Below are 25507 nucleotides of genomic sequence, written 5' to 3' on the forward strand. Positions count from 1 at the left end.
GGGCACTCGCCAATTTTGTGACATTATTCACTTGTGGTCGGCCGGTGCCTGATAGCGGATACCAACCACGAACACCGACTTCCATCCTTCCGGGGTGCGAACGCTCACTTCATCGTCCAGGCGTTTGCCAATCAGGGCCCGGGCCAGGGGTGAGTTGATGCTGAGGTAGCCTTTGTTCAGATCAAACTCGTCCGCGCCGACCAGCCGATAGGTCTGCTCATCACCGTCCTCGTCTTCCACCGTCACCCAGGCGCCAAAAAACACCTTGTCCCGGTCATCCGGCAAACGGTCAACCACGGTAAGCTCTTCCAGGCGTTTGCTGAGGAAACGCACCCGCCGGTCGATTTCCCGTAACTGCTTCTTGCCGTAGATGTACTCGGCATTCTCGGACCGATCGCCAAGGGCGGCGGCTTCACGCACGGCCTGGGTGACTTTCGGGCGCTTTACCTTCCAGAGATACTGCAATTCATCACGCAAGGCCCGCTCGCCTTCCGGCGTGATGTATCGCGGGCGGGGGCCGCCATTACCGGGAACCTGGGTCATTGGTTTTGCAACGTCCTCTGCCAGATGGGAATCAGAAATGGGAAGGGCATAAAAAAACCCCGTAAAAACGGGGTAAGGCTAGCGCTGTGCTGGAGGGAGAAGCAAGCAACAAATCGTGCAGGCTTCCAAAGCTACAGTTTCCATTATGCACAGCCTGGATTACACCGGAGTGGCCGAGGAATTACCTTTTGGTCAGGGAATATGAAGACCCGCGAAGTCGGAATTAGGTTGCACACTCTAGGTCCTGAGCATAGCGTTAGCGTCATACAGATTTTTACCGCTTCCATTCACGGAGATACCAATATGAACACTCAGACCCTGCTGAACTTGGCGCTTAATGGCGTGGATGCCATAGGCTACCGGCTGGACCAGTACGGGATTACCGGCAAGATCAACCGCCACAACATTGCGGCTTTTCTGGCGGTAGAGCAGAAGCACCTGGAAGGTGAATGGGACAGCATTCAGGTACGCGTGAACCGTCGCCGCTCCCAGGTTGAAAGGATTACTCACGAAATCGAGTCGCGCAGAGATGCATTGGTTGCCCCGGTGCTGTCGAGGATCAACCGGTTTCGCGCCAGTCAGTGAGTATTTACGCCGGTTGATTGAGAGGCGGCCCGGGTTTCCCCGGCCGCTGAATCTGCCGGCTGTTCCGCCTGGGCCGCGCGAATGCGTTTGCGGGCTTCGGTAAAGGCGGGAATCTTCACAGCCACGGTCAGCCCCGGCGACGCCTCTCCGGGATGCGTATCGCTCAGGACAATCCGGCCCTGATGTATTTCCGCAACAGCGCTCACAAGGCTCAGGCCCAGACCATTACCCGGTAAAGAACGGCTCTTGCCTACCCGGTAAAACCGCTGGAAGACCTGGTCTTTCTCGGCATCGGGAATACCGATTCCACTGTCCCGGACTTCAAACACCGCATCGGCACCCTCGCGCCGAACAGATACGCCTATAACGCCATGCTCCGGCGTATATTTGATAGCGTTATCAATCAGGTTGCTGACCATCTGGAACAGAAGGTCGCGGTCGCCCTCGATCATCACTCCGCTTTCCAGGCCCTGCTCGAACGACTGGTCCTTATCCTCAGCCAAGGCCTCATAGAGCTCACAGGCATCGGTGACCAACTCATCCAGCGGCACAGGTTTCATGTCGGCGGTATTACCACGGGTTTCCAGGCGGGCGATGCGCAACAATGCGTTGAAGGTGGCCAGCAGCTGATCGGCCTCCGCCACGGCGCGGCCGGCCTGCTCCCTCGCCTCGTCGTTATCCACCGACATCAGCGTGTTTTCAAGCTGGTTGCGGAGTCGGGTCAGGGGCGTGCGCAAATCGTGGGCAATACTGTCGGAAACGTGCCGGATGCCCTCCATCAGATACACAATCCGGTCCAGCATCTGATTGAGGTTTTCCGCCAGCTGGTCGAAATCATCGTCGGTGCCACGGGTTGGTATCCGCAGGGAAAGGTGGCCGTTCATGATCCGACGTGATGTGTTGTTGATAACCTCGATACGCCGGGTCGTACTGCGGCTCATCAGGAAGCCACCAAGCAGCGCAAGGGCAAGGGTGATCCCCATACCCCAGTTGATGGCGGTTTCAATTACCCGCTTGAGGTTAGTGAGTTCGTCGACATCCCGCCCGACCAGCAGGCGCAAGCCACCCTGAACCTCAAAGATCCGGGCACGGGCGAGGCGTTCGGGCCCGGTCCAGCCGACGGATTCGTTCAGGGTGAAGTTGATCCAGCCGCTCTCTGAACGGCTGCCTTCCGGCCAGGTCTCTATATTGCCGGCCAGCTTCAGGAAGTCGTCGGTGGTCAGCAGATAGATAGATTTGGCGTTGGGGTCGCGGGCAACACGCTCACGGATGATGGTGATGAGGCCATTCACGCCTCGGCCACGATACTGCTCCGCCAGACCGGCGATTTCCGCTTCAATGGTTTCGTCGGTCTGGGCGGTCATGAAGCCCGCCGTACGCCAGTAGATAAAGGCCAGTAACAGAAATACCGAGGTGGCAAACACCACCATGTACAGCAGGGCTAGCTGGAAGGACGAGGTCCTGAGCTGGCTAAGCAGTTTCACGTAACATGTACCCTGCACCCCGGATGGTCTGCAGTAAGGGTGTATCGAATTCCTTATCGATCTTGGCTCGCAGCCGGCTGATGTGTACGTCGATGACGTTGGTCTGGGGATCGAAATGGTAATCCCAGACTTTCTCCAGCAACATGGTCCGGGTGACCACCTGGCCGGCATTACGCATCAGGTACTCCAGCAGACGGAACTCCCGCGGCTGGACATCAATATTCTGGCCGGCCCGCTTTACCGTGCGTGCAAGCAGATCCATTTCGAGATCGGCGACCCGCAGTACGGTCTCGGTTTCCGCCGACTGCCGATTTCTGCGCACCAGGGATTCGATACGGGCCAACAATTCGGTGAATGAAAACGGCTTGGTGAGGTAGTCATCGCCGCCGCCACGCAAACCTTCCACGCGGTCGTCCACATCACCCAGGGCGCTGAGAATCAGAACCGGCACCTGGTTTCCGGTCGCACGCACGGTTTTGATAATGGACAGACCGTCCATTCCCGGCAGCATGCGATCTACAATCATGATGTCGTAATCCTCGCTGGCCGCCATCATCATGCCTTCCTTGCCATCGGCTGCATGGTCGACCACGAAGTCGGATTCCTTCAGCCCTTTGACAAGATAATTTGCAACGTCCTGATCGTCTTCGATTACCAGCGCTTTCACCGGCTCTCCTCCCGATAGCGGATTACAGTAACGACAAGGGTACGAAGAAGTTGGCAACCCGGCCAGTTACGATCTTGTAAGAGGGTGTCGCCAATGGCGACGGTCAGGCTTTCCCCGGAAACCAGCCTAGACTGTCACCGGTTGCCCCGGTAGGCCGGTATTCCGCGCTTACCCAGCCGTCATATCCCATGGCATCGATGGCCGCAAAAACATTCGAAAAGTTAATCTCCCCCGTGCCGGGTTCATGTCGCCCCGGGTTGTCCGCAAACTGAATGTGGCCGATCCAGGGCAAAAGACACTCCATGGAGCGCACCAGATCCCCTTCCATGATTTGCATATGGTAAAGGTCGTACTGCAGGCGCACGTTGTCCGCGTCGATTTCCTCGATCAGTGCGAGCACCTTGCCGGAGGTATCCAGTACGAAGCCTGGCATATCCACGCGCGAGTTAATGGCTTCCAGGCACAGGGTGATACCCTCGTCAGCCAGCCTGCCCGCTGCCCAGGCGACATTACTCACCAACGTCTGCCAGGCAATGTCATCGGAAACGTTCGCCGGCTTCAGCCCCGCAAGGCAGTTCAGCTGCCGGCAGCCAAGGGCTTTGGCATAGTCGATCGCCTGATCCACGCCGGCCTGGAACTCCTCAACCCGGTCCGGCAGGCAGGCGATGCCCCGTTCACCGGCGTCCCAGTTACCGGGCGGCAGATTGAACAGCACCTGAGTCAGCTGATTATCGCTCAGCATCTGGCCGAGTCGCTCTTTGGGGTAGGCATAGGGGAACAGGTATTCCACGCCCTCAAAACCCGCGGCCCGGGCCATGGCAAAGCGCTCGGGAAAGTCCACTTCCGTGAACAGCATGGACAGATTGGCAGCAAAACGGGGCATGGCGTGTTTACTCCTTCGGTCCGCGGCCAAGGGAGCCAAGCAGGGCACCGTTCAGATGCTCCAGCTCCAGCAACAGGCCACTGTGGTCGACATCACTGTGGCCATTGGCCACCAGCGACAGGTATTCATTGTGCGTCTGTTGAGCCAGGGGCAGGGTCAACCCTTCCGCACGGGCCTCATCCAGAATCATCCGCATGTCCTTTAGCTGGATCCGAGCCGGCGCGCCGGGTGCAAATTCCCGGTCGATCATCCGCTGGCCATGGAGCTCCAGAATCCGGCTACCGGCAAACCCGCCCAGCAACGCTTCCCGCACAGCGGCAGGATCGGCACCGCCTTTCGCCGCCAGCAAAAGCGCCTCGGACACAGCACCAATGGTGATACCAACAATAGCCTGATTGGCCAGCTTCGCCAGTTGCCCCGCGCCAACAGGACCAATCCGCGTGCACTTGCCGAGCGCCTCGAACACCGGCCGGGCGCGATCCACATCCGCTTCCGAGCCACCCGCCATGATACTCAGGCGGGCTTCAGCCGCGCCCACAGTCCCCCCGGACACCGGCGCATCCACATACCCAGCGCCCTGCTCTGCAACCAACTCGCCATGCCGCCGGGCCACGGAAGGTTGAATTGAGCTCATATCAATCACCAGCGCGCCCGGCTTCAGGGCATCAATCGCGCCTTGGGCGACCAGCACCTGCTCCACCACATTGCTGTTCTCCAGCATGGTGATCACCACATCGGCATTGGCAACCGCCTCCGCCGGGGATTTGGCAATGGTTGCTTCAGAAGCAAAGGGCTCGCACTTGCTGGCCGTTCTGTTCCAAAGGGTCATCGGAAAGCCCGCGTTCAGGAGGTTACGGGTCATGGGCGCGCCCATCAGGCCGATGCCAAGAAATGCGATATTAGGGAGCTTATCAGTCATTTTTCAGGCCTTTGCACAAAGGTTCGAGAAGGGATTGGGTGGGCCTTTCCAAAACCGTGCGGAGCCATGGATGGCGGAGCCGAGCGTACATGGACGTATTCACAGCGTGTTTTGGAAAGGCCCACCCAATCGCTTCTGCCCCCAAGGTAAAGTTTCCGATTATACAAACAAAAACGCCACCAACCGGAACCGGTGGTGGCGTTTTTTACGACTCAGGTACTCAGTGGCTAGCCAATAACTCAGGCCACCTCTGACATCTGCATGCGAATCTTCTTCATCGCATTCTTCTCTAGCTGCCGTATACGCTCGGCCGAGACGCCGTACCTGTCGGCCAGCTCGTGCAGGGTCGACTTGCTTTCAGACAACCAGCGCTCCCGGAGAATATCCTGGCTGCGCTCATCCAATTGCCCCAGAGCCTGCATCAGCCGGCCATTGGAATCGTCCGACCAATCCGCGTTCTCAAGCTGGGTCGCCGGGTTGCTGCGAGCGTCTTCCAGATAGTACGCAGGCGCCTGATAGGCGTTGTCGTCATCGTCGTCCTGAGGACCGTCAAAGGCGGTATCCTGAGACGCCAGCCGGCCTTCCATTTCGCGGACAACCCTGGGCTCGACACCCAGATCCTCGGCAACAGCGTTCAGCTCATCATGGCTGAGCCACGCAAGCTTCTTCTTCTGGCTGCGAAGGTTAAAGAACAGCTTACGCTGGGCCTTGGTGGTGGCCACTTTAACAATCCGCCAGTTACGCAGGATAAACTCGTGAATCTCTGCCTTGATCCAGTGCACCGCAAAAGACACCAGCCGCACACCGTATTCCGGATTGAAGCGCTTGACCGCCTTCATCAGGCCAACGTTGCCTTCCTGAATCAAATCCGCCTGAGCGAGGCCATAGCCGGAATAGCTCCGGGCAATGTGAATCACGAAGCGCAGGTGGGACATAACCAGCTGACGGGCGGCTTCCACATCGCCCTCGTAATGGAGCCGTTCAGCCAGCTCCCGCTCTTCGTCAACTGTGAGCACCGGGATGCGGCTCGCAGCCTGAATATAAGACTCGAGATTCTGACCCGGAACCAGTCTGTCAACCAGTTGTAAACTCGTACCCATGCTCTAACCTCCGAACCCAACGGCCCTAAATATATCAATTACCCTTTAGACCGCCAAGAACCCTGAAAGTTCCCGAAATTCCCAGTAAAACGTTATAAAACAACTATCTGGGAAATTCACCGTGGCTTTACTATCTAACAACTTACGCCAATAGAAGCTGTCTCTTCAATACGGTTTTCCCGTTATTCGGATCATGCTCCTCCGGCAATATCACCCGGCTCCATGTCATCCAGATGACGCTTCACGGCCACCCAAGCGCCTAGCCAGCCTAGCAGCATCGAAACAATTATCAACGCCAGGGCGCCATCAATGTGCAGCCCATCCAGGGAAAAGTCGCTCCTGTACAGGCCTGCCAGCCGCTCTATGGGCCCGCTGAGCCACCAAAGTGACAATTGCAGTAATATCAGGGCAACAATCCCACCACCGAGCCCGAACCAGGCGCCGGTGTACAGAAAGGGCCTGCGAACGAAGCTGTCTGTTCCGCCCACCAGCTTCGCAACCAGAATCTCGTCCCGACGGCTCTCGATTGAAAGCCGTACGGTATTGCCGATCACCAGCACAACCGCCGCCGCAAGCAGGATCGCCAACGCCCAGACAGCACGGGCAAGAAGATCCGTCATGGCGTTCAGCCGCTGCAACCAGCCCAGGTCTACCTGAACCCGCTCTATGCCTTCCATGCCCTCGATAAACCGCACCAACCCCTCAACACCCTCAGTGGACCGGGCGCCCTCTTCCGGGGTAATCAGCAGGGTATGTGGCAGCGGATTATCCTCGAGATAGTCCAGAGCATCTTCCAGGCCCGATGAAGCGCGGAACTCCGCAAGCGCCTGGTCGCGATCCTCCAGCTCAACACCTGCCACCCGGCCGTCTCCGGAAATCTCGTTACCCAGCACTCGGGCTCGTTCGAGAGGCACATCCAACTCGATATAGGCGGTCACCCGGGCGCTGCTCTCCCAGCCTGCGCTGACTCCCTGAAGACTGGTCAGCAGCAACAGCAATGCCACTGGCAGCGCCAGGGCAACCCCCATGACCGTCCACGTCATCAGACTCGCCACCGGTGTATGCAAAAGGCGGTTGGCACTGTCCCTGGCGACCTTGCGGTGATGGATGAAATAACTTTCTGCCTGCTCACGCCAGGGCGCGCGAGCCTGGTTGGCGCCGCGGGTAGACTGTGCTTTCTTGCGGGGATCAGCGGCCATGGACACCTCCCCCGAGAACTGGCGTGCCGCCGGCCACCAGACGGCCATGATCCAGCTTCAGCGTTCGACGCCCCATCTCGTTGATCAGGGCGATGTCGTGGGTTGCGATCAACACGGTCACACCCACTTGGCTGAACTGCCCGAACAGATTCATGATGTCCGCAGACAGAGCCGGGTCCAGGTTACCCGTGGGCTCATCCGCCAGCAGCACCGGGGGTTTGTTCACCACCGCCCGGGCAATACCCACGCGCTGCTGCTCCCCGCCAGAGAGCTGTATCGGGTTCATTTTTTCCTTCTGCAGCAAACCCACCTTGTCCAGGGCCGCGCGCACGCGGCGACCCGTATCTCTGGGGGAGGCGCCCATGACTTCCAGTGGCATGGCGACGTTGTCGAACACCGTGCGATCAAACAACAGTTGGTGGTTCTGGAAGACCACGCCAATGTGACGACGAATGTAGGGAATCTGGCGTCGGGGCAAACGGTTCAGAACCTGCCCCCCAACCACCACTTCACCGGCACTGGGGCGCTCCATCACCATGATCAGCTTCAGAAGGGTACTCTTGCCGGCGCCGGAATGGCCGGTCAGGAACGCCAGCTCGCCGCGTTCCAGGCCAAAATTGACCTGTCGCAGAGCGGTGTGATCACTGTCGTAACGCTTGGTGACCTGGCGAAACTCAATCATGGGCGGCTTCCGCGCGGCTGGATTCCGGGCTATTCGTCAAACAGGGCGTCCACAAAGGTTTCGGCATCAAAACTGCGCAGGTCGTCCACCTGCTCGCCGACACCAATAAACCGGATGGGCAACTGCAACTGACGGGCGATGGCAAACACGATACCGCCTTTGGCCGTGCCGTCCAGTTTCGTTAACGTAATGCCACTGACGCCGACGGCCTGCTGGAACACCTGCGCCTGGCTCAGGGCGTTCTGGCCGGTGCCTGCATCCAGCACCAGCATGACCTCGTGGGGTGCGGATTCGTCCAGCTTTTTCATAACCCGGACCACCTTTTCCAGCTCCTGCATCAGGTTGTCCTTGTTCTGCAGGCGGCCGGCAGTATCGGCAATCACCACATCAACACCACGGGACTTGGCCGACTGGATGGCATCGAAAATCACCGAGGCACTGTCAGCGCCGGTGTGTTGCGCCACCACCGGAACCTTGTTGCGCTCGCCCCAGACCTGCAGCTGCTCAACCGCAGCGGCACGGAAGGTATCGCCGGCTGCCAGCATGACCGATTTTCCTTCGTTCTGGAATTTCTTGGTGAGCTTGCCGATGGTGGTGGTCTTGCCCACCCCATTTACGCCCACCATGAGAATCACGTAAGGCGTCTTGCCGGAGTCGATCTGCAGTGGCTTGGTGACATCCTTCAGCAGACCATGCAGTTCATCCCTCAGAGCCTTTCGCAGGGCCTCGCCGTCCTTGAGCTGATTGCGCTCAAGTTTGTCGGTGAGTGAGTCGATGATTTCAGAAGTGGCGGTTACGCCGACGTCTGCCATCAGTAGCGTAGTCTCGATTTCCTCCAGCAGTTCCTCATCGATTTTCTTGCCAAGCGAGAACATGTCGGACAAGCCACCGGTCAGGCTTGCCCGGGTTTTGCCCAACCCCTTTTTGATGCGCTCGAAAACGCTGACCTGAGGCTCCGGTTCCGGTGCTTTCTGCGGTTCTTCCGCGGGCTCGGGCTCTGGGGTCGGTTCCGGCTCAGCCACCGGCTCTGGTTGTGGCTCTGCGGCAGGCGCTTCAATCTCGCCCTCTTCCGGCTCTGGTGCCGGCCCTTTGGAAACCTCGGGCTTGCGCTGCGGCACCGGCTTGGGGCGTGGTGCCCGGCTACGGTTGCCGACGATATCCAGGACAAATACGAGCACAAGAAGGGCCAGGAGGCCGATTGAAATCCACTCTGCCGTCATAAAAATCAATCCATCAGTCTGAATGGGCGGGACAAAGAAAGCCGGTATTCTAGCAGACTGTCCCGGTGAAGTGAGGGTCGCTCCGATTATCGCGACCGTAAACGTTTCCGGTAAGATGCAGGCACATATCCTGAACCGAATATTTCCGTGGAGCGGCGGCTATGGCGCGCAGACAATCCGCAAGCAGGTCTCACCAGACGAGATCCCCAGCCGGTCGCGAGGCGGCTCCGGCTGGCAAAGGCAGCGGCACCGGTGAGCTGCGAATCATTGGCGGCGACTGGCGCAGCCGGAAACTGCGCTTTCCGGACGCCGGTGGCGTTCGACCCACCCCCGCGCGCACCCGGGAAACCCTGTTCAACTGGCTTGCCTTCCACCTTGCCGGCAGTGACTGCCTCGATTTGTTCGCCGGCTCCGGCGCGCTTGGGCTAGAGGCTCTTTCCCGGGGTGCCGGGCAGGCCACCCTCGTGGACCACACGCCAGCTCTGGCCAAAGCACTGCGGGACAACCTCCGGTTGTTGAAATCCGACAACGGCGAAGTGGTGTGTTCGGACGTCGAAAGCTATCTGGCCCAGAGAAACCGGCCGCCATTCGATATCGTGTTCATGGATCCGCCGTTTCGCCAGGGCTGGCTCGAAAAGCTGTTTCCGTTGCTGGAACAACAGGCGTGGATCAAACCCGGCGGCTGGGTTTACATGGAACACGAGAGCGAGCTGCCAACGCCTTCTGTGCCCGTTTCCTGGCAGCTGCACAGGCAAAAGAGTGCGGGACAGGTCACCTACTCCCTGTTCCGGGTTGTTTCCGGGCCAGAATAAAAAAGGGCCAGATGAACGCTTTCATCTGGCCCCGGATTCCCCGCCGAAGCAGGTTTACGTCGATTCTCAACCCGGCATCAGGCCGAAGGGCGCAGCGAGTAGGCCCGGAGGTGCTCGGCGAACTCTTCCAGATAGCGGATACCGCTGGCTTCCGCCTCACGGCACCACTCCATCAGCGCGTTCAGCTTGTCCTGGGGTTTGAGCCCACGCTGACGCCAGAGCGCCTGCAGCTCGTGGCTCTTCTCATAGATCTGGCGCAGCACCGCATTGCGCTCCAGCACAGACTCGAGGGTTTCCTTCTCCTTCGGCTGAATCAGTGTGATCTCACGGGAGAGCAGTTGCTTGAGCTTCCGGTAACGGGGACGGATCTCATCGTCCATCAGCGACTTCTGCTGGCGCAGGACCGGCTCCATGACACGTTTACGGTACTGGCGCATGATATCGAACCGGTTATTGGCTATGGCCTGAACCGTTTCCACATCCACCTCCAGTTTACCCGGCACATGGTGGGCAATGGGTCGATAACCCTTGGGCTTGGCCAGTCCGAACAACTGGAACAGGCGGATGTAGCCCCAGCCGATATCCACCTCGAACCAGCGGCGAGACAGCTTGGAGGAGTTGGGATAGGTATGGTGGTTGTTGTGCAACTCTTCACCGCCAATCAGAAAACCCAGTGGGCTGATATTGCGGGCGTTATCGGCACATTCGTAGTTCCGGTAACCCATCCAGTGGCCGATACCGTTGACCACTCCGGCAGCCCAGACTGGAATCCACATCATCTGCACCGCCCAGATCCAGATACCGTGAACGCCAAACAGGGCCAGGTTGATTACCGCCATCAACGCGATGCCGAGCATCTTGTAGCGGCTGTAAACATTGCGCTCCACCCAGTCTTCCGGTGTCCGCTGGCCATAGCGCTCGAGCGTTTCGGGCGTCGCCGATTCCGCATAGAGTTCGGCGCCCTGGAACAGTACCTTGCGAATACCCAAGACGACCGGGCTGTGGGGATCTTCCTCGGTTTCGCACTTGGCGTGGTGTTTACGATGGATGGCGGTCCATTCCTTGGTGTTCTGCGCAGTGGTTAACCAGAGCCAGAACCGGAAGAAGTGTTTCAAGGCCGGATGCAGGTCCAGCGAGTTATGCGCCGAATGGCGATGCAGGTAGAGCGTTACACTGACAATCGTGACGTGTGTCATTCCGAGGGTGACCAGAATGACCTGCATCACCGACAGGTCAAGAAGACCATTAAACCACATAGCAAATCCTCAAAATCAATATCTTTGGCGCGAGGCCAACCTTCACACTTTAGCGTACAGCTGTAAGCCACAACAACAGCATTTGGATGCAAAATTGTTACTGATTACACTTAGCCGTTTTCCACCGGAGATTCCCGCCCGTGCCTGAACTGCCCGAAGTAGAAACGACCCGACGGGGTATAGCACCCCACTGCGAAGGCGAGACAATAACCCGAGTGACAGTCCGCAACGGCAGTCTGCGCTGGCCTGTTCCGGCCGATCTGGGCGAGAAACTGGAAGGTCAGGTGATTAAAAGTGTAGACCGCCGGGCCAAGTATTTGTTCCTGAACATGGACCGGGGCACGGTGATTGTTCACCTTGGCATGTCCGGCAGCCTGCGCATCATTACTGACAATACCCCTCCCCTGACCCATGATCATATCGACGTGGCATTACAGTCCGGCGTCATCCTTCGATTCAACGACCCACGCCGATTCGGCTGCTGGCTTTGGGCTGATTCCGCCGAAGAGCACCCGCTGATCACCCACCTGGGGCCGGAACCCCTGGCCCCGGAATTCAATGGTGCGCATCTGTTCCGGCTCTCCCGCGGCAAAAACACACCGGTGAAATCGTTCATAATGGACAATCAGGTGGTCGTGGGTGCCGGTAACATCTATGCCAATGAAGCGCTGTTCAAATCGGGCATTCATCCCCGGCGCAAGGCCGGGAGAGTCAGCCTCGACCGCTATCACAGGCTGGCCGAAGCCATCCGGGAAACGCTCAGCGCCGCCATTCTGATGGGCGGAACCACCCTTCGGGACTTCGTAAACAGTGATGGCAAGCCCGGCTATTTTGCCCAGTCCCTGCTGGTGTACGGCCGGGGCGGCCAGCCCTGCAAGGAATGCGGGGCACCACTGAAGGAAATCCGGATGAACAATCGCTCAACGGTTTACTGTCCCCGTTGCCAGCGCTGAACGCTTACCAGATCGCACATTCTGCAACGAAAAATCGTTTGAAAATGCGCAAATATGATTCATAGTTAACAGAGGATTAACGCCCACGGTTTACAATAGGATGGTATCCGGTTGATACGATCCGGGTTTGCTTTTCTTTAAAGCAGTACCCTTTCAGGGCCACTAAAGCTCAGGAGACAGTAAGATGACCCGCAAGATTTCCCGCACCCTGGTAGCCACTGTGGCGGCCTGCCTGTTGGCATTCTCATCCCTCGGGCACGCCCAGGCCGTGGACGAAACCCCGTCGGCACTGGCAATGACCGGTGATGCGATTTTTGTTCGCCCGGCCTTGCTGGCTACCACCATCGTGGGCAGCGCTGTCTACCTGGTCTCCCTGCCCTTCTCCCTGCTGGGCGGCAACGCTGATGAAGCAGGGGAAGTTCTGGTAATGGGCCCGGCCAAGGCGACCTTCGTGCGCTGCCTGGGCTGCACCCGTACCGGCAAGAAACCCGAGACGGTCCAGACCAGCAACTGATCCGGCTCCATCGGGCGCGCCTCCGTACTATCACGGCTTGCCCCGACGAGCGAACTCCGGCAGCCTGAAGAAAATTCTTCAGGCTGTTTTTCTCTATGGTTGACTGGTCCTCGCTTAACACGGTGTTCCTGGATATGGACGGGACACTGCTGGATCTGCATTTCGATAACCACTTCTGGCTCGAGCATCTGCCGGCAAGGTACGCCGAGCACTACGACCTCCACCCCCAGGAAGCGAAAGACCGCCTGATTCCGATGATCATGGCCGAGCGCGGCTCACTGAACTGGTATTGCACCGATTACTGGAGCGAGCGGCTGTCCCTCGACATCACGGGGCTGAAAGCAGAGGTAGGTGACCGGATCGGTTACCGCCCCCACGTCACGGATTTTCTCGATGCCCTCCGACAAGCCGGGCTTCACTCGGTGATTGTCACCAACTGTCACCCCGACCCCCTGGCCCTGAAGCTGAAACGAACCGGCCTTGATACACGGGTGGATGCCATTGTTTCCAGCCACCAGTTGGGCAAGCCCAAGGAAGATCCCTCGTTCTGGCAGGACCTCCAGCGAGTAACGCCTTACCAGGCCGAAAGCACCCTGATGGTCGACGACAGTTTTCCGGTGCTGGAAAGTGCGTTGGCGGCCGGCATTGCCCAATGTCTGGCCGTATTGGCGCCGGACAGCCAGCAAGAAGCCCGGGAGCAGCACCCGGAAATACCCTGTATTCATCACTTCGATGAAATTCTCCCCGCGCTTCGCCAGCGGTCGCCCCTGCCATCCGGCCGATGACAGGGTTATAATTGGGCTACAAGCCCATCAGGTGAGGAGACATGACGGCATCAACCGCTGACGACCAACGTGTAAGACTCGATAAATGGCTCTGGGCCGCCCGATTCTACAAGACCCGCTCCCTGGCCAAGGAAGCGATCGAGGGTGGCAAGGTCCACTACAACAGCCAGAGATGCAAACCCGGCAGGCTGGTGGAAGCCGGCGCAAAGCTGACGTTGCGCCTGGGCTGGCAGGAAAAAATCATTATTGTTGATGACATCAGCGACCGGCGCCGTGGTGCACCCGAAGCTCAGAAGCTCTACCACGAAACCGAAGACAGCGTTAAGAAACGCGAGGAAATGGCCTGGCAGCGTAAAACTATGCAGGCAGCGCAGCTTCCTCCGGCCAGACGCCCCTCAAAGAAAGACCGAAGGGACATTCAGCGCTTTCGCGAACAGAACGGCCTCTGAACCCTTTATTACATCCCCGCCCTCAGTCAAACGTGCAACGACCGGCATTCAGCATTCAGGAGACACAACATGGCAGCCCGCGACCAGTTCCAGCGCTTTATCTTTGAACACAGCCAGGTGCGGGGAGCCTGGGTTCAGCTAGCGGACAGCTATCAGGAAATCGGCAGCCAGGCGCCCTACCCGGACACGGTCCGGGAACTCCTCGGAGAAGCACTGGTGGCGAGCATCCTGATGAGCAGCACCCTGAAGTTTGAGGGTACATTGTCGGTACAGGCCCAGGGGGAAGGGCCTCTGCGCACATTAATGGCCGAGTGCAGCCACGACAGACACATCCGCGGCCTGGCCCGCTTTGATGAGCATGCGGTCAGCGAAGACAGCTTCCACGATCTGCTCGGCGAGGGTCGGATGGCTATTACCATCACGCCCAACCGCGGCAACCGTTATCAGGGCGTTGTACCCCGGGATCAGGAGACACTCGCCGGCTGCCTTGAGGAATACTTTGATCGCTCGGAGCAGATTCCCACCAGCCTGTTCCTGTTTGCCGACGAAAACGGCGCCGCCGGCTTGATGCTACAGCGCCTGCCGGGCGCCACAGAGGAGGATGAAGACCTCTGGGACCGGGTAAACCATCTGGCCCGAACCGTGGAAGCCTCCGAATTACTGGAGCTGGACAGCGAAACCCTGCTTCACCGCCTGTTCCATGAGGAGACCGTACGCCTGTTTGACTCCGAACCGGTCGCCTTCCAGTGCAGCTGCTCACGGGAGCGTACCCTCGGTGCCCTGGAAGCCATCGGCCGCGAGGAGTGTTACAGCATCCTCGAGGAAGAGGGCTCTATCGAAATGGACTGCCAGTTCTGTCATGCTCACTATCGCTTCGATAGAAATGATATTGATCATCTTTTCACCGGTCATACGCTACACTAGAAACACGTTCGATTAGCCGGGAACCCGCTGATAGCAAGGCTTCCCGGGCAGTCGTTTTTTACCGGCGTCTCTGGCATAATAGCGCGCCTGAATTGACCCGATTGCTCAGATTTCCGTCAATTTTAGGAAGCGGCCTGAGCAATCACTAAGACATCCCGAGGGCGAGGTCGAAGTGAGCAACACTTATAGTGATCTGAGTACAGCACGACTGGTTGAGGTGGCACTGGCGCGTGAAGAAGGCCAGCTGGCATCCAACGGTTCCCTGGTCGTAAAAACCGGTGAGCGCACGGGCCGGTCTCCCAAGGACCGTTATATTGTCGAGGAGCCCAGCACCTCGGACGATATCCACTGGGGTCCGATCAACCGTCCTTTCGACGCTGAAAAATTCGACGCCCTCTGGGATCGTGTTGAAGCCTACATCGCCGAGAAAGACCAGTTCGTGTCTCACGTTCATGTTGGTTCCGACCCGGAGCACTACCTGCCGGTCAAAATGACGACCGAGACCGCCTGGCAGAATCTGTTCGGCCGAAACCTGTTTATCCGTCCGGACAGCTATAACCCGGCCGACAAGCAGGAATGGCAGATCCTGAACGCCGCCAACTTCGAGTGCGATCCCGAGCGCGATGGCACCAACAGCAACGGCTGCGTGATGATCAACTTTGCCAAGCGCAAGGTTCTGCTGGCTGGCATGCACTACGCCGGCGAGATGAAAAAAGCCATGTTCTCCGTGCAGAACTTCCTGCTGCCGGAAAAAGACGTGCTGCCCATGCACTGCTCGGCCAACGTCGGTGAAGACGGCGAAACCTGCCTGTTCTTCGGCCTGTCCGGCACTGGCAAGACTACCCTCTCCGCCGATCCGCACCGCTTCCTCATCGGTGACGACGAGCACGGTTGGGGCCCGGGCACCGTATTCAACATCGAAGGTGGCTGCTACGCGAAGTGCATCGACCTGACCCGGAAAAATGAACCGATCATCTGGGACGCCATCCGTTTCGGTGCCATTGTCGAGAACGTGACCATCGACCCTGAGACCCGTGAGCCGGATTACACCGACGTATCCCTCACCGAAAACTCCCGCTGCGCCTACCCGCTTGAGCACGTTGAAAAGCGCGTGATCGAGAACCGCGCCGGTGAGCCATCTCACATCGTGTTCCTGACCTGCGACATGACCGGCGTCCTGCCGCCCGTGTCCATCCTGAGCCGCGAAGGCGCCGCTTACCACTTCCTGAGTGGCTATACCGCTCTGGTTGGCTCCACCGAGATGGGCTCCTCCTCAAAGCTGAAGTCCACCTTCTCAACCTGCTTCGGTGCGCCCTTCTTCCCCCGTCCGGCCGGCGTTTACGCCGAGCTTCTGATGAAGCGGATGGACGAGTTTGGCAGCAAGGTCTTCCTGGTCAACACCGGCTGGACCGGCGGTCCTTACGGTGAAGGCCAGCGATTCAGCATTCCGACCACCCGCGCCATCATCGCCTCAATCCAGAATGGCGACCTGGACGACGTGGAAACCGAACACCTGCCAACCCTGAACCTGGACGTGCCCAAGCATGTTCCGGGCGTGGACACCGAGCTGCTGAACCCGCGCAACACATGGGTAAGCCCGGACTACTACGATGGCAAGGCCCAGGAACTGATCGCCCAGTTCGTCGAGAACTTCAAGAAGTTCGACGTGGCAGATTCGATCGTCGAGGCCGGTCCGAAGCTGAGCTGAGTCGATTACGGCAAGTAAGGAAAGCGCCCTGCGAAAGCACGGCGCTTTTTTTGTATGATAGCCCAACACACTCCAGGAAATGGCTTCATGAAACAGCATCTACGCCAGCTCTTTTCGTTTATTCTCAAACCACTGGAATCCGGAAAAGTTGGGCCCAGCTACAAAGATTCGCACCGCACCGTGCTGAATGTGGTGGGCGTCCTGTTCCTCGTTCTGGCGACGGTGTCGACGGCTATGCTCGTTTACACCGGTAAGGCAGGCGCCTTGATTCCCGTGCTTGTTTTCTTCGGTATTGGTGGCGTGTCCCTGGTGGTCGGGACGTTGGGCTCGGATGCCGCGGTGTCGAAGATGTGGGGCAATCGGTGAGCTGAACCGGTTCCAACAAGGAGGGTTATTCGTGGGGAAGCATTCATGGAACTGAAGCGCAGTCTTCTCGATCAAGCCGCAGGCAAAGAGATCATAACGGACGAACAGGCTGACCAACTCTGGACGTTCCTCTCAGAACAGCAGCAACAAACACCCTCTTTCCGTTTCACCCACATCCTTTATTACTTCGGCGGGCTGATTGCAATCGGGGCCATGAGCCTGTTCATGACCCTCTCGTGGGAAAGCCTTGGTGGATGGGGTCTGCTACTGATTGCCCTGATCTACGCCGGCGCAGGCCTTTGGCTCACCGAGTTTTTCCTGAAGCGGCTGGACCTGAAAATTCCTGCCGGGATCACTGCCACTTTTGTCGTTGTCCTTACTCCACTCGCGGTTTTCGGGTTTCAGGCCGGCATGGGCTGGTGGTCGGGCGGCCATGAATACCGGGACTACCACCGCTACATCGACTGGAGCTGGTTATTCATGGAACTGGCTACACTGGCCTCAGGCGCAGTCATGCTGTGGCGCTACAGATTGCCCTTTCTGGTCATGCCGGTGGCCGTGACGCTCTGGTACATGAGTATGGATCTGGCTCCCTTCCTGTTCGGTGAGGAGTACGTTGCCTGGGAACTCAGGAAATGGGTCTCCCTGTGGTTCGGACTCCTGATCGCCCTGTTGGCTTTCTGGGTGGATATCCGAAATCAGAGCAGCCGCGACTTTGCGTTCTGGTTATACATATTCGGTGTCACGGCTTTCTGGAGCGGACTTTCCCTGATGGAGTCTGAGAGCGAATGGAGCAAGCTGTTCTACTGCATGGTGAATATTGGCATGATTTTCACCGGGGCCATTCTGGGCCGGCGGGTATTCGTGGTCTTCGGCGGTCTGGGAGTCGCCGGGTACCTTGGCTATCTTGCCTACGAGGTTTTCGAGAACAGCCTTCTGTTTCCAATTGCGCTTACGTTGATTGGTCTGGCGATCGTGTGGTTGGGCATTCTGTGGCAACGGCACGAACAGCCCGTTTCAAACCGGTTGCGACGCCTTCTTCCCGCACCGCTCAGGGAACTGATCGAGCGTCGCCATTAGACAGAGAGCCAACACCCGAACCTCACGCGTAGAAAATAAGGGGTATGAAGGCCACCAGAACCAGCGAAATCCCCATGGCAATCAGCGGCATAATGATACGCTCATGGCGCTGATAAAAAGTCCCCGTTTCCTGTTGCGCCGCCAGCACTTCCGCCTCTCCAACCACCTGCCGGGTCAGCAGATGGTTCAGGGCTACCGGCGGGCTCAGGTAGCCGAGTTCAAATGCCACCAGGGTCACCATCCAGAAATGGATCGGATGAATTCCGCTGGAATAGGCAATCGTGGCAACCGTGGCGGTCACCAGGATCACGGCACCGAATGCGTCCATGATCATGCCCAGGATCACCAGGATTACCACCATCAGCAGCATGGCCGACCAGGCACTGTCGAACGACTGCGGGAAAGCCTCCATCAGGTGGGCCCGCTCGATCACACCACCGATGCTGACCGACAGCCCCAGCAACAGCAGCAGCGCGCCAATTTCCGCCGTCGTATCGTTTGTGGCGCCGCGGAGACTTCGCTCCAGGCCCTGATGATTGATCTCTCCCGAGGCTTTTCCTGACCGGTTTTTCAGGCTGACATGCTCGTACACAAGGATTGCCAGCATGATCACCGGCAGCAGCCTTGGCGCCGAGAATTCATCCATGCTCACGTCCAGCGCCAGCCGGTAAAACAGCACCATGGCAGCGATGACCAGAACGTAGGGAATCAGGGGTTTGAGCGCCTGCGTCATGGCCGGGAAGGCTTCAGCAGAGGGCGCCAGGTTGAATTCACTCTGTCGGTTCACACTGAGGGCCACGATCGCGAACATGGTGGCGGTCAGCACGAACACCCAGATGCCCCAGCCAAACAGCTCATCAGTGGTGACTTCCCGGTTCAGGTAAGCAATGACAACCACCAGCAGGCAGGGGCGCAAAACCACGCCCAGGGAACCGGACATAGCGGTCGCCGCCAGGGCCAGATGCCGCCGGGCACCGGCGGCACGCAGCTCACTGTATATCACTGCGCCGGCCGCGATCACGAAAATGCCGGAAGCGCCGGTGTAGGCCGTTGGCACGGCCGCCACCAGAACCGCTACAACCGCCAGCATTTCCGGCGGCATGCGCCAGGGCCGGAAGACATTGAACACCAGGGTGGCCAGGCGGGTCTGCTTGAGCATCATGCCCACCCACACATACAGACCGACATTCAGGAACATGTCGGACAGCTCCATCATCTTTCCGAGATAGATACCAATCCCCGACGCGTGTCCGATCAGCGCAAAATAGGTGCCGGAGATCAGACACATCACGGTATAGAGCGGAACGGCCAGGAAGGCCTTGTTCAGGCTGCCGCCCTCCTCAAGATCATCAGGCACCCGGAACAGCCGGTAGAGGCTGGCCAACGTGAGGCAGGCGAAACCGATAATCCAGAAATTGTGCAGCAACAACTCTTCGGACGAGACCGCCGTGTCTGAACCAAGGCTGGACTGGCGAAAGATTGCGCTCGACCCCAGCAGCATGGCATTGGCGATGGTTTGAAGAGTATGGGAGACCGTGTAATCCAGCCGGGTTTCCATGGCACGCATGGCGATATGATGACGAGTGAGGGTCGCCGTGACCGCGCACAGCATGACAAGGATCACGAGGATGAAACGCTGTGACTCCAGGCCAAAGGCGATCAGGTCAGCAATAAAAAGTTCGATGGCCCGATAGGCTTTCACCCCTGGTGTCAGCTGTTCACTGAGATTTTCGAAATTCTGGTGGGCCTCGCGGCAGTCAGCAACCGCTCGTTCGATGGCAAGCCGGACGTCAGCCGGGTCTTTTTCCTCGGCCCCCAGCAACGCGGCCATCGGGTCATCCGTCTCGGCATCCGCCGCCATTTCTTCAGCAACCGCCGCGTCGATATCCCGAGTCGGGTCGCAGGTGGGCTGAACCGGATCCATCCGCAACTTGTAATAGCCACTCCAGAGCTGTTCACCGCCCCGAAGCATCTGGTTGTGGATGTCGCTGCTCGTGGAGAAAATGACCACTGCAAGCAATAACAGACAGGCGGGCAGCGATGAAAACCACTCCAGCCCGCTACGATGAAAACCGCCCTTCGACATAACTGATTACTCTGGATAGGGAGTGGTTACAGCAGATCGTCCAGATCCATGGTTTCAACGGCTTCCGCCTGGTCATCCCAGAAGCTGCCCAGCTGCCCCATGGGTGTACGGTGCCCGGTGTTCTCAACCCAGAGACGGTCAGAAACCGCGACGATCATATCGGTGGCCATGGCGTCCACGAACCGCCACTGCTCATTGGCCGGCGTAGTCTCGATCGATTCGGCATGATCCCGGATCACCGAACGGACCATGGCTTCGTCTCCCTTGTTCAGGGCCGCGATGGCGTGGAACACGTGGGGCAAACGCACACCCGCAACCTCGCCCTGATCGTCGGCGATGGCCAGCCGTTCAAACGCGTTCTCACCCTCGGGCTGGGCACCCGGAATCATCGCCCACACCGTTGCCCGCAATGCCATGGGCGCACCCCACCATTTTTCATTATCGAGGCAGCTTGTGGCCCGGGCGGCAATGGAGCCAACGTTCGCCGGTACGCCAATGGACGAGGTGGACTGAATCTGGGCATTAAGCGCCTGGAGGCCGGAAAGAAGACCCGCCATGTAGATGAACTCGTCCATGTCGTCATCAAAATCCGGGCATTCGCCATCGGCAGGATTGCCGTAATGGGCATTGTGGTGCTGCCAGGCCTTGTAATAGCGCCGGGCAGCAACGCTATGTGCGCGCTTCTGCTGGATCATGGCATCCTCGGCCTCATTGCCGTTCATGGCATTCAGGGCGGCAAGTGCGGCCAGCTCGTGCTCCCTGGCCTCTTCTTCGGCGCAGCCGCCGGCACTGAGGTAGAGCATCACCGCCAACTGGGCCGGCTCATTGGTAACGCGGCCGAAGGACATCAGCAGTGGCGCAGTCGCCTCGCTCATGGCGCACCCCATGGCCAGATCGTTGCTTTCCATCAGAAAAGGCACCGTGTGATCCCTGGAGAAGCCCTGCATCACATCCCCGGTGGTCTTGTACATCACGTGATTCACCGCGCTGCAGCCGCCAAGGACCAAACTGGCCGTGAAAGCCGCCACAAGGTTACGCACTCGACGCGCGGAAAACGGCGACTTGCGGGAGGGATTCCGGAAATGGGTCATACCTTCTTCACCTTTTGCGTTTTTTGTTCTGATGCAGCCCTGCTGCAATCGCACGGCCCGGACTCTGGCGGAGAAACCGGTTTGTTACAGTCTGTAACCAGGCACGCATTGTGGCGCAGGAGGCCCCGTTTTTATGCGACCGATGCCGCAAATGACGCCAATTTACACACACCTATGCCACCCCTTGGTTTGCACAATGGGCCGCGAGCCGCTATAGATTGGAGCAACCGAGAGTCGTTGTGATTCCGGCCAGTACAGACCGAACCCGCAGAAATACAATAAAAGGAGTATCCGATGCGCAAACCTGAACTCGCCGCGGCCATTGCCGACCGCACCGGGCTGACCCGGGAAAAGGCCAGCGAAGTGATTACCGCATTTACCGACCAGGTATCGGCCGCCGCCTCCCGTGGCGAGGATGTCACCCTGATCGGCTTTGGCACTTTCAACATCCGCAGCCGCGAAGCGCGTGATGGACGAAACCCGCAAACCGGCGAGACCATTCGCATCCCTGCCAGCAAAACCGTAGGCTTCAAGGCCGGCAAGGCGCTCAAAGACGAAATCCGCTAGTCAGGCACAGGCCCGCAGCTGCGGGCCTGCTTTACCCCTGGTTCAGGTTCCGGCGACGGAAGCACACTCAGAGCGAGTGGCATCTACCCGGCACCGAATCGCTTTCATCAACTTGATAGCCCGCTCATCGTATACACCGTCCTCCAGCAACGAGAGACGCACCTTGCGCAGCATCTTGTCGTATTCAGCGGTGTCTTCCTGGGGCAGCTGCATCCAGACGTCTTCCGGAATTTCAGCCTCTGCCTGGGCAATAATCTCGTAGGCCTCGTCTATGCGTTTGATGGCCTGGTCACGCACCATCTGGCCGGCGGAATCCGGGAACCGGTCACGGTGGATGATTACCTGGAAATTCATATACCCGAGGGCATATTTGACCACCGCACCGTTGGGCTGAACGCCCTTGTAAAGTTCCAGTGGTGTGTAGGCGACGGCCGGAGCATAGGCCAGGTCCACGCTACCGTTGTTGAACTTGCCGGCAAAGTTGGCGGAATTGGACCCCACCACAGATGCCCCCACATGGCGAACCATCCGCACGGATGCCTGATCGTAATCGAGGGTTGCAATCCGTTTGCCCTGCAGTTTCTCAACAGAATCGATGTTGCGGTCCCGGGTGTGGAGGTAAATGGCGCCCCCGGGGAATACACCGGCAACCTCGTAGGGACCATCAATCAGGAACGGCCGGGCTTTGGGCTGGCTGAGGGTGTTGTACAGCAGCCGCATTTCCTCTTCGCCGGGCACTGCGCCCATGGCTTCAAGGCTGCCCGTGAACTTGTTGAATTCCCGGGCCCGGGTGCCAGTAAGCAGCACGGCGTCGCACTGGCCCGCCTTGAAGTCCTCGGCGGCCACCTTCTCATCGGTGTAGGCGCGAAGGTCCAGCTTGATGCCGTTTTTCAGGGCAACCGGCTGGAAGGTTTTGGTGATGGCAAACAGGGGACCATTGGCACCAACCGGGTCAAAAACGCAAAAGCTGCGTTCCAGAGGCTCGTTCTGCGCCTGCGCCTGTGCCTGCCCCATCGAGGGGAATACCAGACTGGCACAGAGGGCAGTTGCCAAAGCTACCCGCTGGGGGAGGTTTGCTGATTTCACGGGATGACTCCTGATTATTATTGTCGGGCGCCGGTCTGTGAAAATGAACCGGTCAGGCCACGCTTTCCTTGGTCGACCATAGGGCGACGGCTACAAGAATACGTTGGCACAGGTGCCTGCCATCAAGGGTTTTTCAGCAAAAAGGGAGGATTCTGTGATGGTGTCGACAGAGGTTCCGCAACCCCTGCCGCACTTTGTCGCCTGAGCCGGATTCAGATTGCCGGCTTTGGCCAGGCCTTTCGACCCTCACTGAGAGTGAGCCGGACGACACCCGGCAGTTCGCGATCGGTCACCGGCGCATGGCGACCGGCTGAAACCAGTGTTTTCGAGTTCGGTGTCCAGAAGGCATCAGGATCAAACACACAGACATCAGCGATTTCACCCTCGGCAAGGCGGGCTGTTCTGCCCAGCGCGGAAGCCGGACCGTTGGTCAGCGCGCGAATCAGATCAGGCAGTGCCAGCTCATTCATCTCCACCAGTTCCAGCCCCAGCGACAGCACACTCTCAATGCTCGACAGTCCCGGCTCGGTGGCTGCCATGGGCGCCTGCTTGGCGGCGGTATCGTGAGGTTGATGCTGACTGACAATGGCATCAATCACGCCGTCCCGAACACCGGCTATCAACCCCTTCCGATCACCCTCGCCGCGCAGAGGAGGCCGAACATGGAAGCGGCTGTCGAAACCGGCCAGGGCCTCCTCGGTGAACACAAGCTGGTGCATGGCCACATCGGCGGTTACCGCAATGCCGCGGCGGCGGGCTTCAGCCAGCATTTCAACACTGCGACCACAGGAGAGCTGGCTCAGATGCAACCGTACCCCGGTCTCCTCCGCCAGCAACAGCATTTCCATCACCGCAGCGGTTTCCGCCACTTCCGGAATACCGAGCAGGCCCAGGCGAGATGTTACCAGGCCATCGTGGGCGTAGCCGTCGGCAGCCAGGGCCTGGTTCTCGGGACTGAACATTACCGTCAAACCAAAGGTCTGGGCGTAGGCCATGCAGCGGCGCAAGATGCGGGCGTTGCGCACGCCCCGGGAGCCATTACCCACAGCGACACAACCCGCCGAGGCCAGGCCCGCCATGTCGCTGAGCAAATCACCCTCCAGACCCCGGGTGATGGCACCAATGGGCAACACCCGGATCGGCGACCGGCTGGCGGCGCCGTCCCGGATCAGGTGGGTGACGGCACTGGAATCGTTCACCGGCGAGGTTTCCGGCGAAGCGCAGACCGTCGTGAAACCGCCATGAGCCGCTGCGAGAGTTTCCGAGGCAATATTGCCTTTCTGACCATTGCCCGGCTCACGGAGGTTACAGCAAAGATCGACAAACCCCGGCGTTATGACAGCGTTCTCTGCACTGATTGTCTCGTCGGCCTGTGCCCGGGCGGCAGCTTCGCCCATCGCGGCAATACGGCCATCCCGGATCAGCAGCGCGGTATTCTGCTGCTCCGGGCCCTGACCATCGAACAGTCGGCCTCCGGTAATCTTCAGGCTGGTTCCGGATGTGTTGACACTGCTCATGCCTGGCCCCTCTCACTCAATTTCTGCTGCCGTTCTGAAACCTGGCCACCCATGGCCATGGACATGACCGCCATCCGGATGGCGATGCCGTTGGTCACCTGGTTCAGAATGACCGACTGTGGTCCGTCGGCAACCGCCGATTCGATTTCAACGCCCCGATTGATCGGCCCCGGGTGCATAACGATGCATTCCGGATGGGCCAACGCCAGTTTTTGCTGGTTCAGGCCGTAGAGCCGGTAGAACTCGCGCTCGCTGGGCAGCAATGCGCCTTCCATCCGCTCTTTCTGCAGTCGCAGCATGATGACCACATCCAGATCCTTCATCCCGCGGGTCATGTCGTATTCCACCGTGCAGCCGAGGCTTTCCACGTCTTTGGGAAGCAGGGTTCCCGGGGCAATGACGCGAACTTCCTCCGCACCCAGCTCGTTGAGAGCCCGGATCTGGGAGCGGGCCACTCGGGAGTGCAGCACGTCGCCAACGATAGCGACTTTGAGGCCCTCGAAACGCCCCTTGTGCTGGCGAATCGTCAGCATATCCAGCATGGCCTGCGTCGGGTGAGCGTGGCGACCATCACCAGCGTTGATGATGGCGACGCCGGGCGTCACGCTCTCGGCAATAAAATGCGGCGCACCACTCTGGGAGTGCCGGACCACGAACATGTCGCTGGCCATGGCTTCCAGGTTGAGCAGCGTGTCAGACAGGGATTCGCCTTTGGAGGTGGCCGAGGTGCTGATATCCAGGTTGAGCACATCCGCAGAGAGGCGCTTGGCCGCCAGCTCAAAGGTACTGCGGGTTCGGGTGCTGGACTCGAAAAACAGGTTTACCACGGTTCGCCCGCGAAGCAGTGGCACTTTCTTGATGGTTCGCTCACCGACCTCGATAAAGGAGTCCGCCGTGTCCAGGATGTCGGTCAGCAGCGCCCGATCCAGACCGTCGAGAGTGAGGAAATGCCGCAACTGACCATCCCGGGTCAGCTGCAAGTGGTGCGGGGAAGAGTCGTTCGCGGTCATGGGTCGCCTGTTATCCGATTC

General features: G+C 58.9%; 26 protein-coding genes. 11 read left to right on the plus strand and 15 right to left on the minus strand.

Features of this window, described 5'->3' with window-relative positions; translation table 11 throughout:
• Window positions 1–27: 27 nt before the first annotated feature.
• Window positions 28–543, minus strand: coding sequence for a transcription elongation factor GreB (gene greB / locus MDHKLMBL_RS12275; RefSeq protein ID WP_053113259.1), 516 nt, complete (start codon window positions 541–543; stop codon window positions 28–30).
• A gap of 303 nt (window positions 544–846) precedes the next feature.
• Between greB and MDHKLMBL_RS12280 the strand changes: the two genes are divergently transcribed.
• Entirely contained in the window at window positions 847–1128 is a 282-nt protein-coding gene (locus tag MDHKLMBL_RS12280; RefSeq protein ID WP_008175698.1) for a hypothetical protein, read from the plus strand.
• Here the strand turns inward: MDHKLMBL_RS12280 and MDHKLMBL_RS12285 are convergent.
• From MDHKLMBL_RS12285 to ftsY, 8 genes are all read right to left on the minus strand, one after another.
• On the minus strand, window positions 1122–2612 hold the full coding sequence (locus MDHKLMBL_RS12285; protein WP_053113260.1) for a HAMP domain-containing sensor histidine kinase: 1491 nt from the start codon (window positions 2610–2612) through the stop codon (window positions 1122–1124). The genes MDHKLMBL_RS12280 and MDHKLMBL_RS12285 overlap by 7 nt on opposite strands.
• Window positions 2599–3279, minus strand: a complete 681-nt coding sequence (locus MDHKLMBL_RS12290; protein ID WP_008175694.1) for a winged helix-turn-helix domain-containing protein — start codon at window positions 3277–3279, stop codon at window positions 2599–2601. The genes MDHKLMBL_RS12285 and MDHKLMBL_RS12290 overlap by 14 nt, the downstream gene beginning before the upstream one ends.
• A gap of 103 nt (window positions 3280–3382) precedes the next feature.
• Complete coding sequence (hyi, locus tag MDHKLMBL_RS12295; protein ID WP_008175692.1) at window positions 3383–4162, minus strand: hydroxypyruvate isomerase; 780 nt, start codon at window positions 4160–4162, stop codon at window positions 3383–3385.
• Window positions 4163–4169: 7 nt separating this feature from the next.
• Window positions 4170–5081, minus strand: coding sequence for an NAD(P)-dependent oxidoreductase (locus MDHKLMBL_RS12300; protein ID WP_008175690.1), 912 nt, complete (start codon window positions 5079–5081; stop codon window positions 4170–4172).
• A 239-nt stretch (window positions 5082–5320) separates the two neighbouring features.
• On the minus strand, window positions 5321–6181 hold the full coding sequence (gene rpoH / locus MDHKLMBL_RS12305) for an RNA polymerase sigma factor RpoH (RefSeq protein WP_008175688.1): 861 nt from the start codon (window positions 6179–6181) through the stop codon (window positions 5321–5323).
• Window positions 6182–6372: 191 nt separating this feature from the next.
• Window positions 6373–7380 carry a permease-like cell division protein FtsX gene (gene ftsX, locus MDHKLMBL_RS12310; RefSeq protein ID WP_104270914.1) on the minus strand — a complete coding sequence of 336 codons (1008 nt, stop codon included), beginning with the start codon at window positions 7378–7380 and terminating at the stop codon, window positions 6373–6375.
• Complete coding sequence (gene ftsE, locus MDHKLMBL_RS12315; protein WP_104270915.1) at window positions 7370–8062, minus strand: cell division ATP-binding protein FtsE; 693 nt, start codon at window positions 8060–8062, stop codon at window positions 7370–7372. Before ftsE ends, ftsX begins: the two co-directional genes overlap by 11 nt.
• A gap of 29 nt (window positions 8063–8091) precedes the next feature.
• Window positions 8092–9282 (minus strand): signal recognition particle-docking protein FtsY, encoded by a 1191-nt coding sequence (gene ftsY / locus MDHKLMBL_RS12320; RefSeq protein WP_008175681.1) that lies wholly within the window; start codon window positions 9280–9282, stop codon window positions 8092–8094.
• A gap of 161 nt (window positions 9283–9443) precedes the next feature.
• Between ftsY and rsmD the strand changes: the two genes are divergently transcribed.
• Window positions 9444–10094, plus strand: coding sequence for a 16S rRNA (guanine(966)-N(2))-methyltransferase RsmD (rsmD, locus tag MDHKLMBL_RS12325; protein ID WP_008175679.1), 651 nt, complete (start codon window positions 9444–9446; stop codon window positions 10092–10094).
• A gap of 77 nt (window positions 10095–10171) precedes the next feature.
• On the opposite strand, the gene MDHKLMBL_RS12330 is transcribed toward rsmD, so the two are convergent.
• On the minus strand, window positions 10172–11350 hold the full coding sequence (locus MDHKLMBL_RS12330) for a DesA family fatty acid desaturase (RefSeq protein WP_104270916.1): 1179 nt from the start codon (window positions 11348–11350) through the stop codon (window positions 10172–10174).
• Between the two features lie 140 nt (window positions 11351–11490).
• Between MDHKLMBL_RS12330 and mutM the strand changes: the two genes are divergently transcribed.
• The 8 genes from mutM to MDHKLMBL_RS12370 all read left to right on the plus strand — a co-directional run bounded on the left by mutM (window position 11491) and on the right by MDHKLMBL_RS12370 (window position 18129).
• A complete protein-coding gene (mutM, locus tag MDHKLMBL_RS12335; protein ID WP_104270917.1) occupies window positions 11491–12303 on the plus strand; it encodes a bifunctional DNA-formamidopyrimidine glycosylase/DNA-(apurinic or apyrimidinic site) lyase in 813 nt (270 codons plus the stop codon).
• Between the two features lie 184 nt (window positions 12304–12487).
• The gene (locus MDHKLMBL_RS12340) at window positions 12488–12817 is read left to right on the plus strand and encodes a hypothetical protein (RefSeq protein WP_008175672.1); all 330 of its coding nucleotides are present in this window, start codon (window positions 12488–12490) and stop codon (window positions 12815–12817) included.
• Window positions 12818–12912: 95 nt separating this feature from the next.
• Window positions 12913–13602, plus strand: a complete 690-nt coding sequence (gene yrfG, locus MDHKLMBL_RS12345) for a GMP/IMP nucleotidase (protein ID WP_008175670.1) — start codon at window positions 12913–12915, stop codon at window positions 13600–13602.
• 41 nt (window positions 13603–13643) lie between these two features.
• Window positions 13644–14051 carry a ribosome-associated heat shock protein Hsp15 gene (hslR, locus tag MDHKLMBL_RS12350; RefSeq protein WP_008175667.1) on the plus strand — a complete coding sequence of 136 codons (408 nt, stop codon included), beginning with the start codon at window positions 13644–13646 and terminating at the stop codon, window positions 14049–14051.
• 69 nt (window positions 14052–14120) lie between these two features.
• A complete protein-coding gene (gene hslO / locus MDHKLMBL_RS12355) occupies window positions 14121–14975 on the plus strand; it encodes an Hsp33 family molecular chaperone HslO (RefSeq protein ID WP_008175666.1) in 855 nt (284 codons plus the stop codon).
• Window positions 14976–15147: 172 nt separating this feature from the next.
• Window positions 15148–16683 (plus strand): phosphoenolpyruvate carboxykinase, encoded by a 1536-nt coding sequence (locus tag MDHKLMBL_RS12360; protein ID WP_008175663.1) that lies wholly within the window; start codon window positions 15148–15150, stop codon window positions 16681–16683.
• A gap of 87 nt (window positions 16684–16770) precedes the next feature.
• Window positions 16771–17049, plus strand: a complete 279-nt coding sequence (locus MDHKLMBL_RS12365; protein ID WP_053113264.1) for a hypothetical protein — start codon at window positions 16771–16773, stop codon at window positions 17047–17049.
• A gap of 45 nt (window positions 17050–17094) precedes the next feature.
• Window positions 17095–18129 carry a DUF2157 domain-containing protein gene (locus MDHKLMBL_RS12370; RefSeq protein WP_104270918.1) on the plus strand — a complete coding sequence of 345 codons (1035 nt, stop codon included), beginning with the start codon at window positions 17095–17097 and terminating at the stop codon, window positions 18127–18129.
• Window positions 18130–18151: 22 nt separating this feature from the next.
• On the opposite strand, the gene MDHKLMBL_RS12375 is transcribed toward MDHKLMBL_RS12370, so the two are convergent.
• Entirely contained in the window at window positions 18152–20215 is a 2064-nt protein-coding gene (locus MDHKLMBL_RS12375) for a TRAP transporter large permease subunit (RefSeq protein WP_104270919.1), read from the minus strand.
• Between the two features lie 26 nt (window positions 20216–20241).
• A complete protein-coding gene (locus MDHKLMBL_RS12380) occupies window positions 20242–21306 on the minus strand; it encodes a hypothetical protein (protein ID WP_104270988.1) in 1065 nt (354 codons plus the stop codon).
• Window positions 21307–21600: 294 nt separating this feature from the next.
• Here MDHKLMBL_RS12380 and MDHKLMBL_RS12385 point away from each other — a divergent pair, with 294 nt between their 5' ends.
• Window positions 21601–21873 (plus strand): HU family DNA-binding protein, encoded by a 273-nt coding sequence (locus MDHKLMBL_RS12385; RefSeq protein WP_008175654.1) that lies wholly within the window; start codon window positions 21601–21603, stop codon window positions 21871–21873.
• Window positions 21874–21915: 42 nt separating this feature from the next.
• On the opposite strand, the gene MDHKLMBL_RS12390 is transcribed toward MDHKLMBL_RS12385, so the two are convergent.
• The 3 genes from MDHKLMBL_RS12390 to MDHKLMBL_RS12400 all read right to left on the minus strand — a co-directional run bounded on the left by MDHKLMBL_RS12390 (window position 21916) and on the right by MDHKLMBL_RS12400 (window position 25486).
• Window positions 21916–22887 (minus strand): putative solute-binding protein, encoded by a 972-nt coding sequence (locus MDHKLMBL_RS12390; RefSeq protein WP_273068832.1) that lies wholly within the window; start codon window positions 22885–22887, stop codon window positions 21916–21918.
• Between the two features lie 284 nt (window positions 22888–23171).
• A complete protein-coding gene (locus MDHKLMBL_RS12395) occupies window positions 23172–24476 on the minus strand; it encodes a dihydroorotase (protein ID WP_008175650.1) in 1305 nt (434 codons plus the stop codon).
• Window positions 24473–25486 (minus strand): aspartate carbamoyltransferase catalytic subunit, encoded by a 1014-nt coding sequence (locus MDHKLMBL_RS12400; protein WP_008175649.1) that lies wholly within the window; start codon window positions 25484–25486, stop codon window positions 24473–24475. The genes MDHKLMBL_RS12395 and MDHKLMBL_RS12400 overlap by 4 nt, the downstream gene beginning before the upstream one ends.
• Window positions 25487–25507: the final 21 nt, after the last annotated feature.

The sequence above is a fragment of the Marinobacter flavimaris genome, assembly GCF_002933295.1.
Classification (GTDB): domain Bacteria; phylum Pseudomonadota; class Gammaproteobacteria; order Pseudomonadales; family Oleiphilaceae; genus Marinobacter; species Marinobacter flavimaris.

Coding starts and splice junctions, on each gene's coding strand:
- MDHKLMBL_RS12340 (WP_008175672.1), top strand. CDS start 12,488: ATGACCCGCAAGATTTCCCGCACCCTGGTAGCCACTGTGGCGGCCTGC.
- hyi (WP_008175692.1), bottom strand. CDS start 4,162: ATGCCCCGTTTTGCTGCCAATCTGTCCATGCTGTTCACGGAAGTGGAC.
- MDHKLMBL_RS12280 (WP_008175698.1), top strand. CDS start 847: ATGAACACTCAGACCCTGCTGAACTTGGCGCTTAATGGCGTGGATGCC.
- hslO (WP_008175666.1), top strand. CDS start 14,121: ATGGCAGCCCGCGACCAGTTCCAGCGCTTTATCTTTGAACACAGCCAG.
- ftsE (WP_104270915.1), bottom strand. CDS start 8,062: ATGATTGAGTTTCGCCAGGTCACCAAGCGTTACGACAGTGATCACACC.
- rpoH (WP_008175688.1), bottom strand. CDS start 6,181: ATGGGTACGAGTTTACAACTGGTTGACAGACTGGTTCCGGGTCAGAAT.
- ftsX (WP_104270914.1), bottom strand. CDS start 7,380: ATGGCCGCTGATCCCCGCAAGAAAGCACAGTCTACCCGCGGCGCCAAC.
- greB (WP_053113259.1), bottom strand. CDS start 543: ATGACCCAGGTTCCCGGTAATGGCGGCCCCCGCCCGCGATACATCACG.
- MDHKLMBL_RS12385 (WP_008175654.1), top strand. CDS start 21,601: ATGCGCAAACCTGAACTCGCCGCGGCCATTGCCGACCGCACCGGGCTG.
- hslR (WP_008175667.1), top strand. CDS start 13,644: ATGACGGCATCAACCGCTGACGACCAACGTGTAAGACTCGATAAATGG.
- rsmD (WP_008175679.1), top strand. CDS start 9,444: ATGGCGCGCAGACAATCCGCAAGCAGGTCTCACCAGACGAGATCCCCA.
- MDHKLMBL_RS12365 (WP_053113264.1), top strand. CDS start 16,771: ATGAAACAGCATCTACGCCAGCTCTTTTCGTTTATTCTCAAACCACTG.
- ftsY (WP_008175681.1), bottom strand. CDS start 9,282: ATGACGGCAGAGTGGATTTCAATCGGCCTCCTGGCCCTTCTTGTGCTC.
- MDHKLMBL_RS12395 (WP_008175650.1), bottom strand. CDS start 24,476: ATGAGCAGTGTCAACACATCCGGAACCAGCCTGAAGATTACCGGAGGC.
- MDHKLMBL_RS12400 (WP_008175649.1), bottom strand. CDS start 25,486: ATGACCGCGAACGACTCTTCCCCGCACCACTTGCAGCTGACCCGGGAT.
- MDHKLMBL_RS12375 (WP_104270919.1), bottom strand. CDS start 20,215: ATGTCGAAGGGCGGTTTTCATCGTAGCGGGCTGGAGTGGTTTTCATCG.
- MDHKLMBL_RS12300 (WP_008175690.1), bottom strand. CDS start 5,081: ATGACTGATAAGCTCCCTAATATCGCATTTCTTGGCATCGGCCTGATG.
- MDHKLMBL_RS12330 (WP_104270916.1), bottom strand. CDS start 11,350: ATGTGGTTTAATGGTCTTCTTGACCTGTCGGTGATGCAGGTCATTCTG.
- yrfG (WP_008175670.1), top strand. CDS start 12,913: ATGGTTGACTGGTCCTCGCTTAACACGGTGTTCCTGGATATGGACGGG.
- MDHKLMBL_RS12390 (WP_273068832.1), bottom strand. CDS start 22,887: ATGGGGCAGGCACAGGCGCAGGCGCAGAACGAGCCTCTGGAACGCAGC.
- MDHKLMBL_RS12370 (WP_104270918.1), top strand. CDS start 17,095: ATGGAACTGAAGCGCAGTCTTCTCGATCAAGCCGCAGGCAAAGAGATC.
- MDHKLMBL_RS12380 (WP_104270988.1), bottom strand. CDS start 21,306: ATGACCCATTTCCGGAATCCCTCCCGCAAGTCGCCGTTTTCCGCGCGT.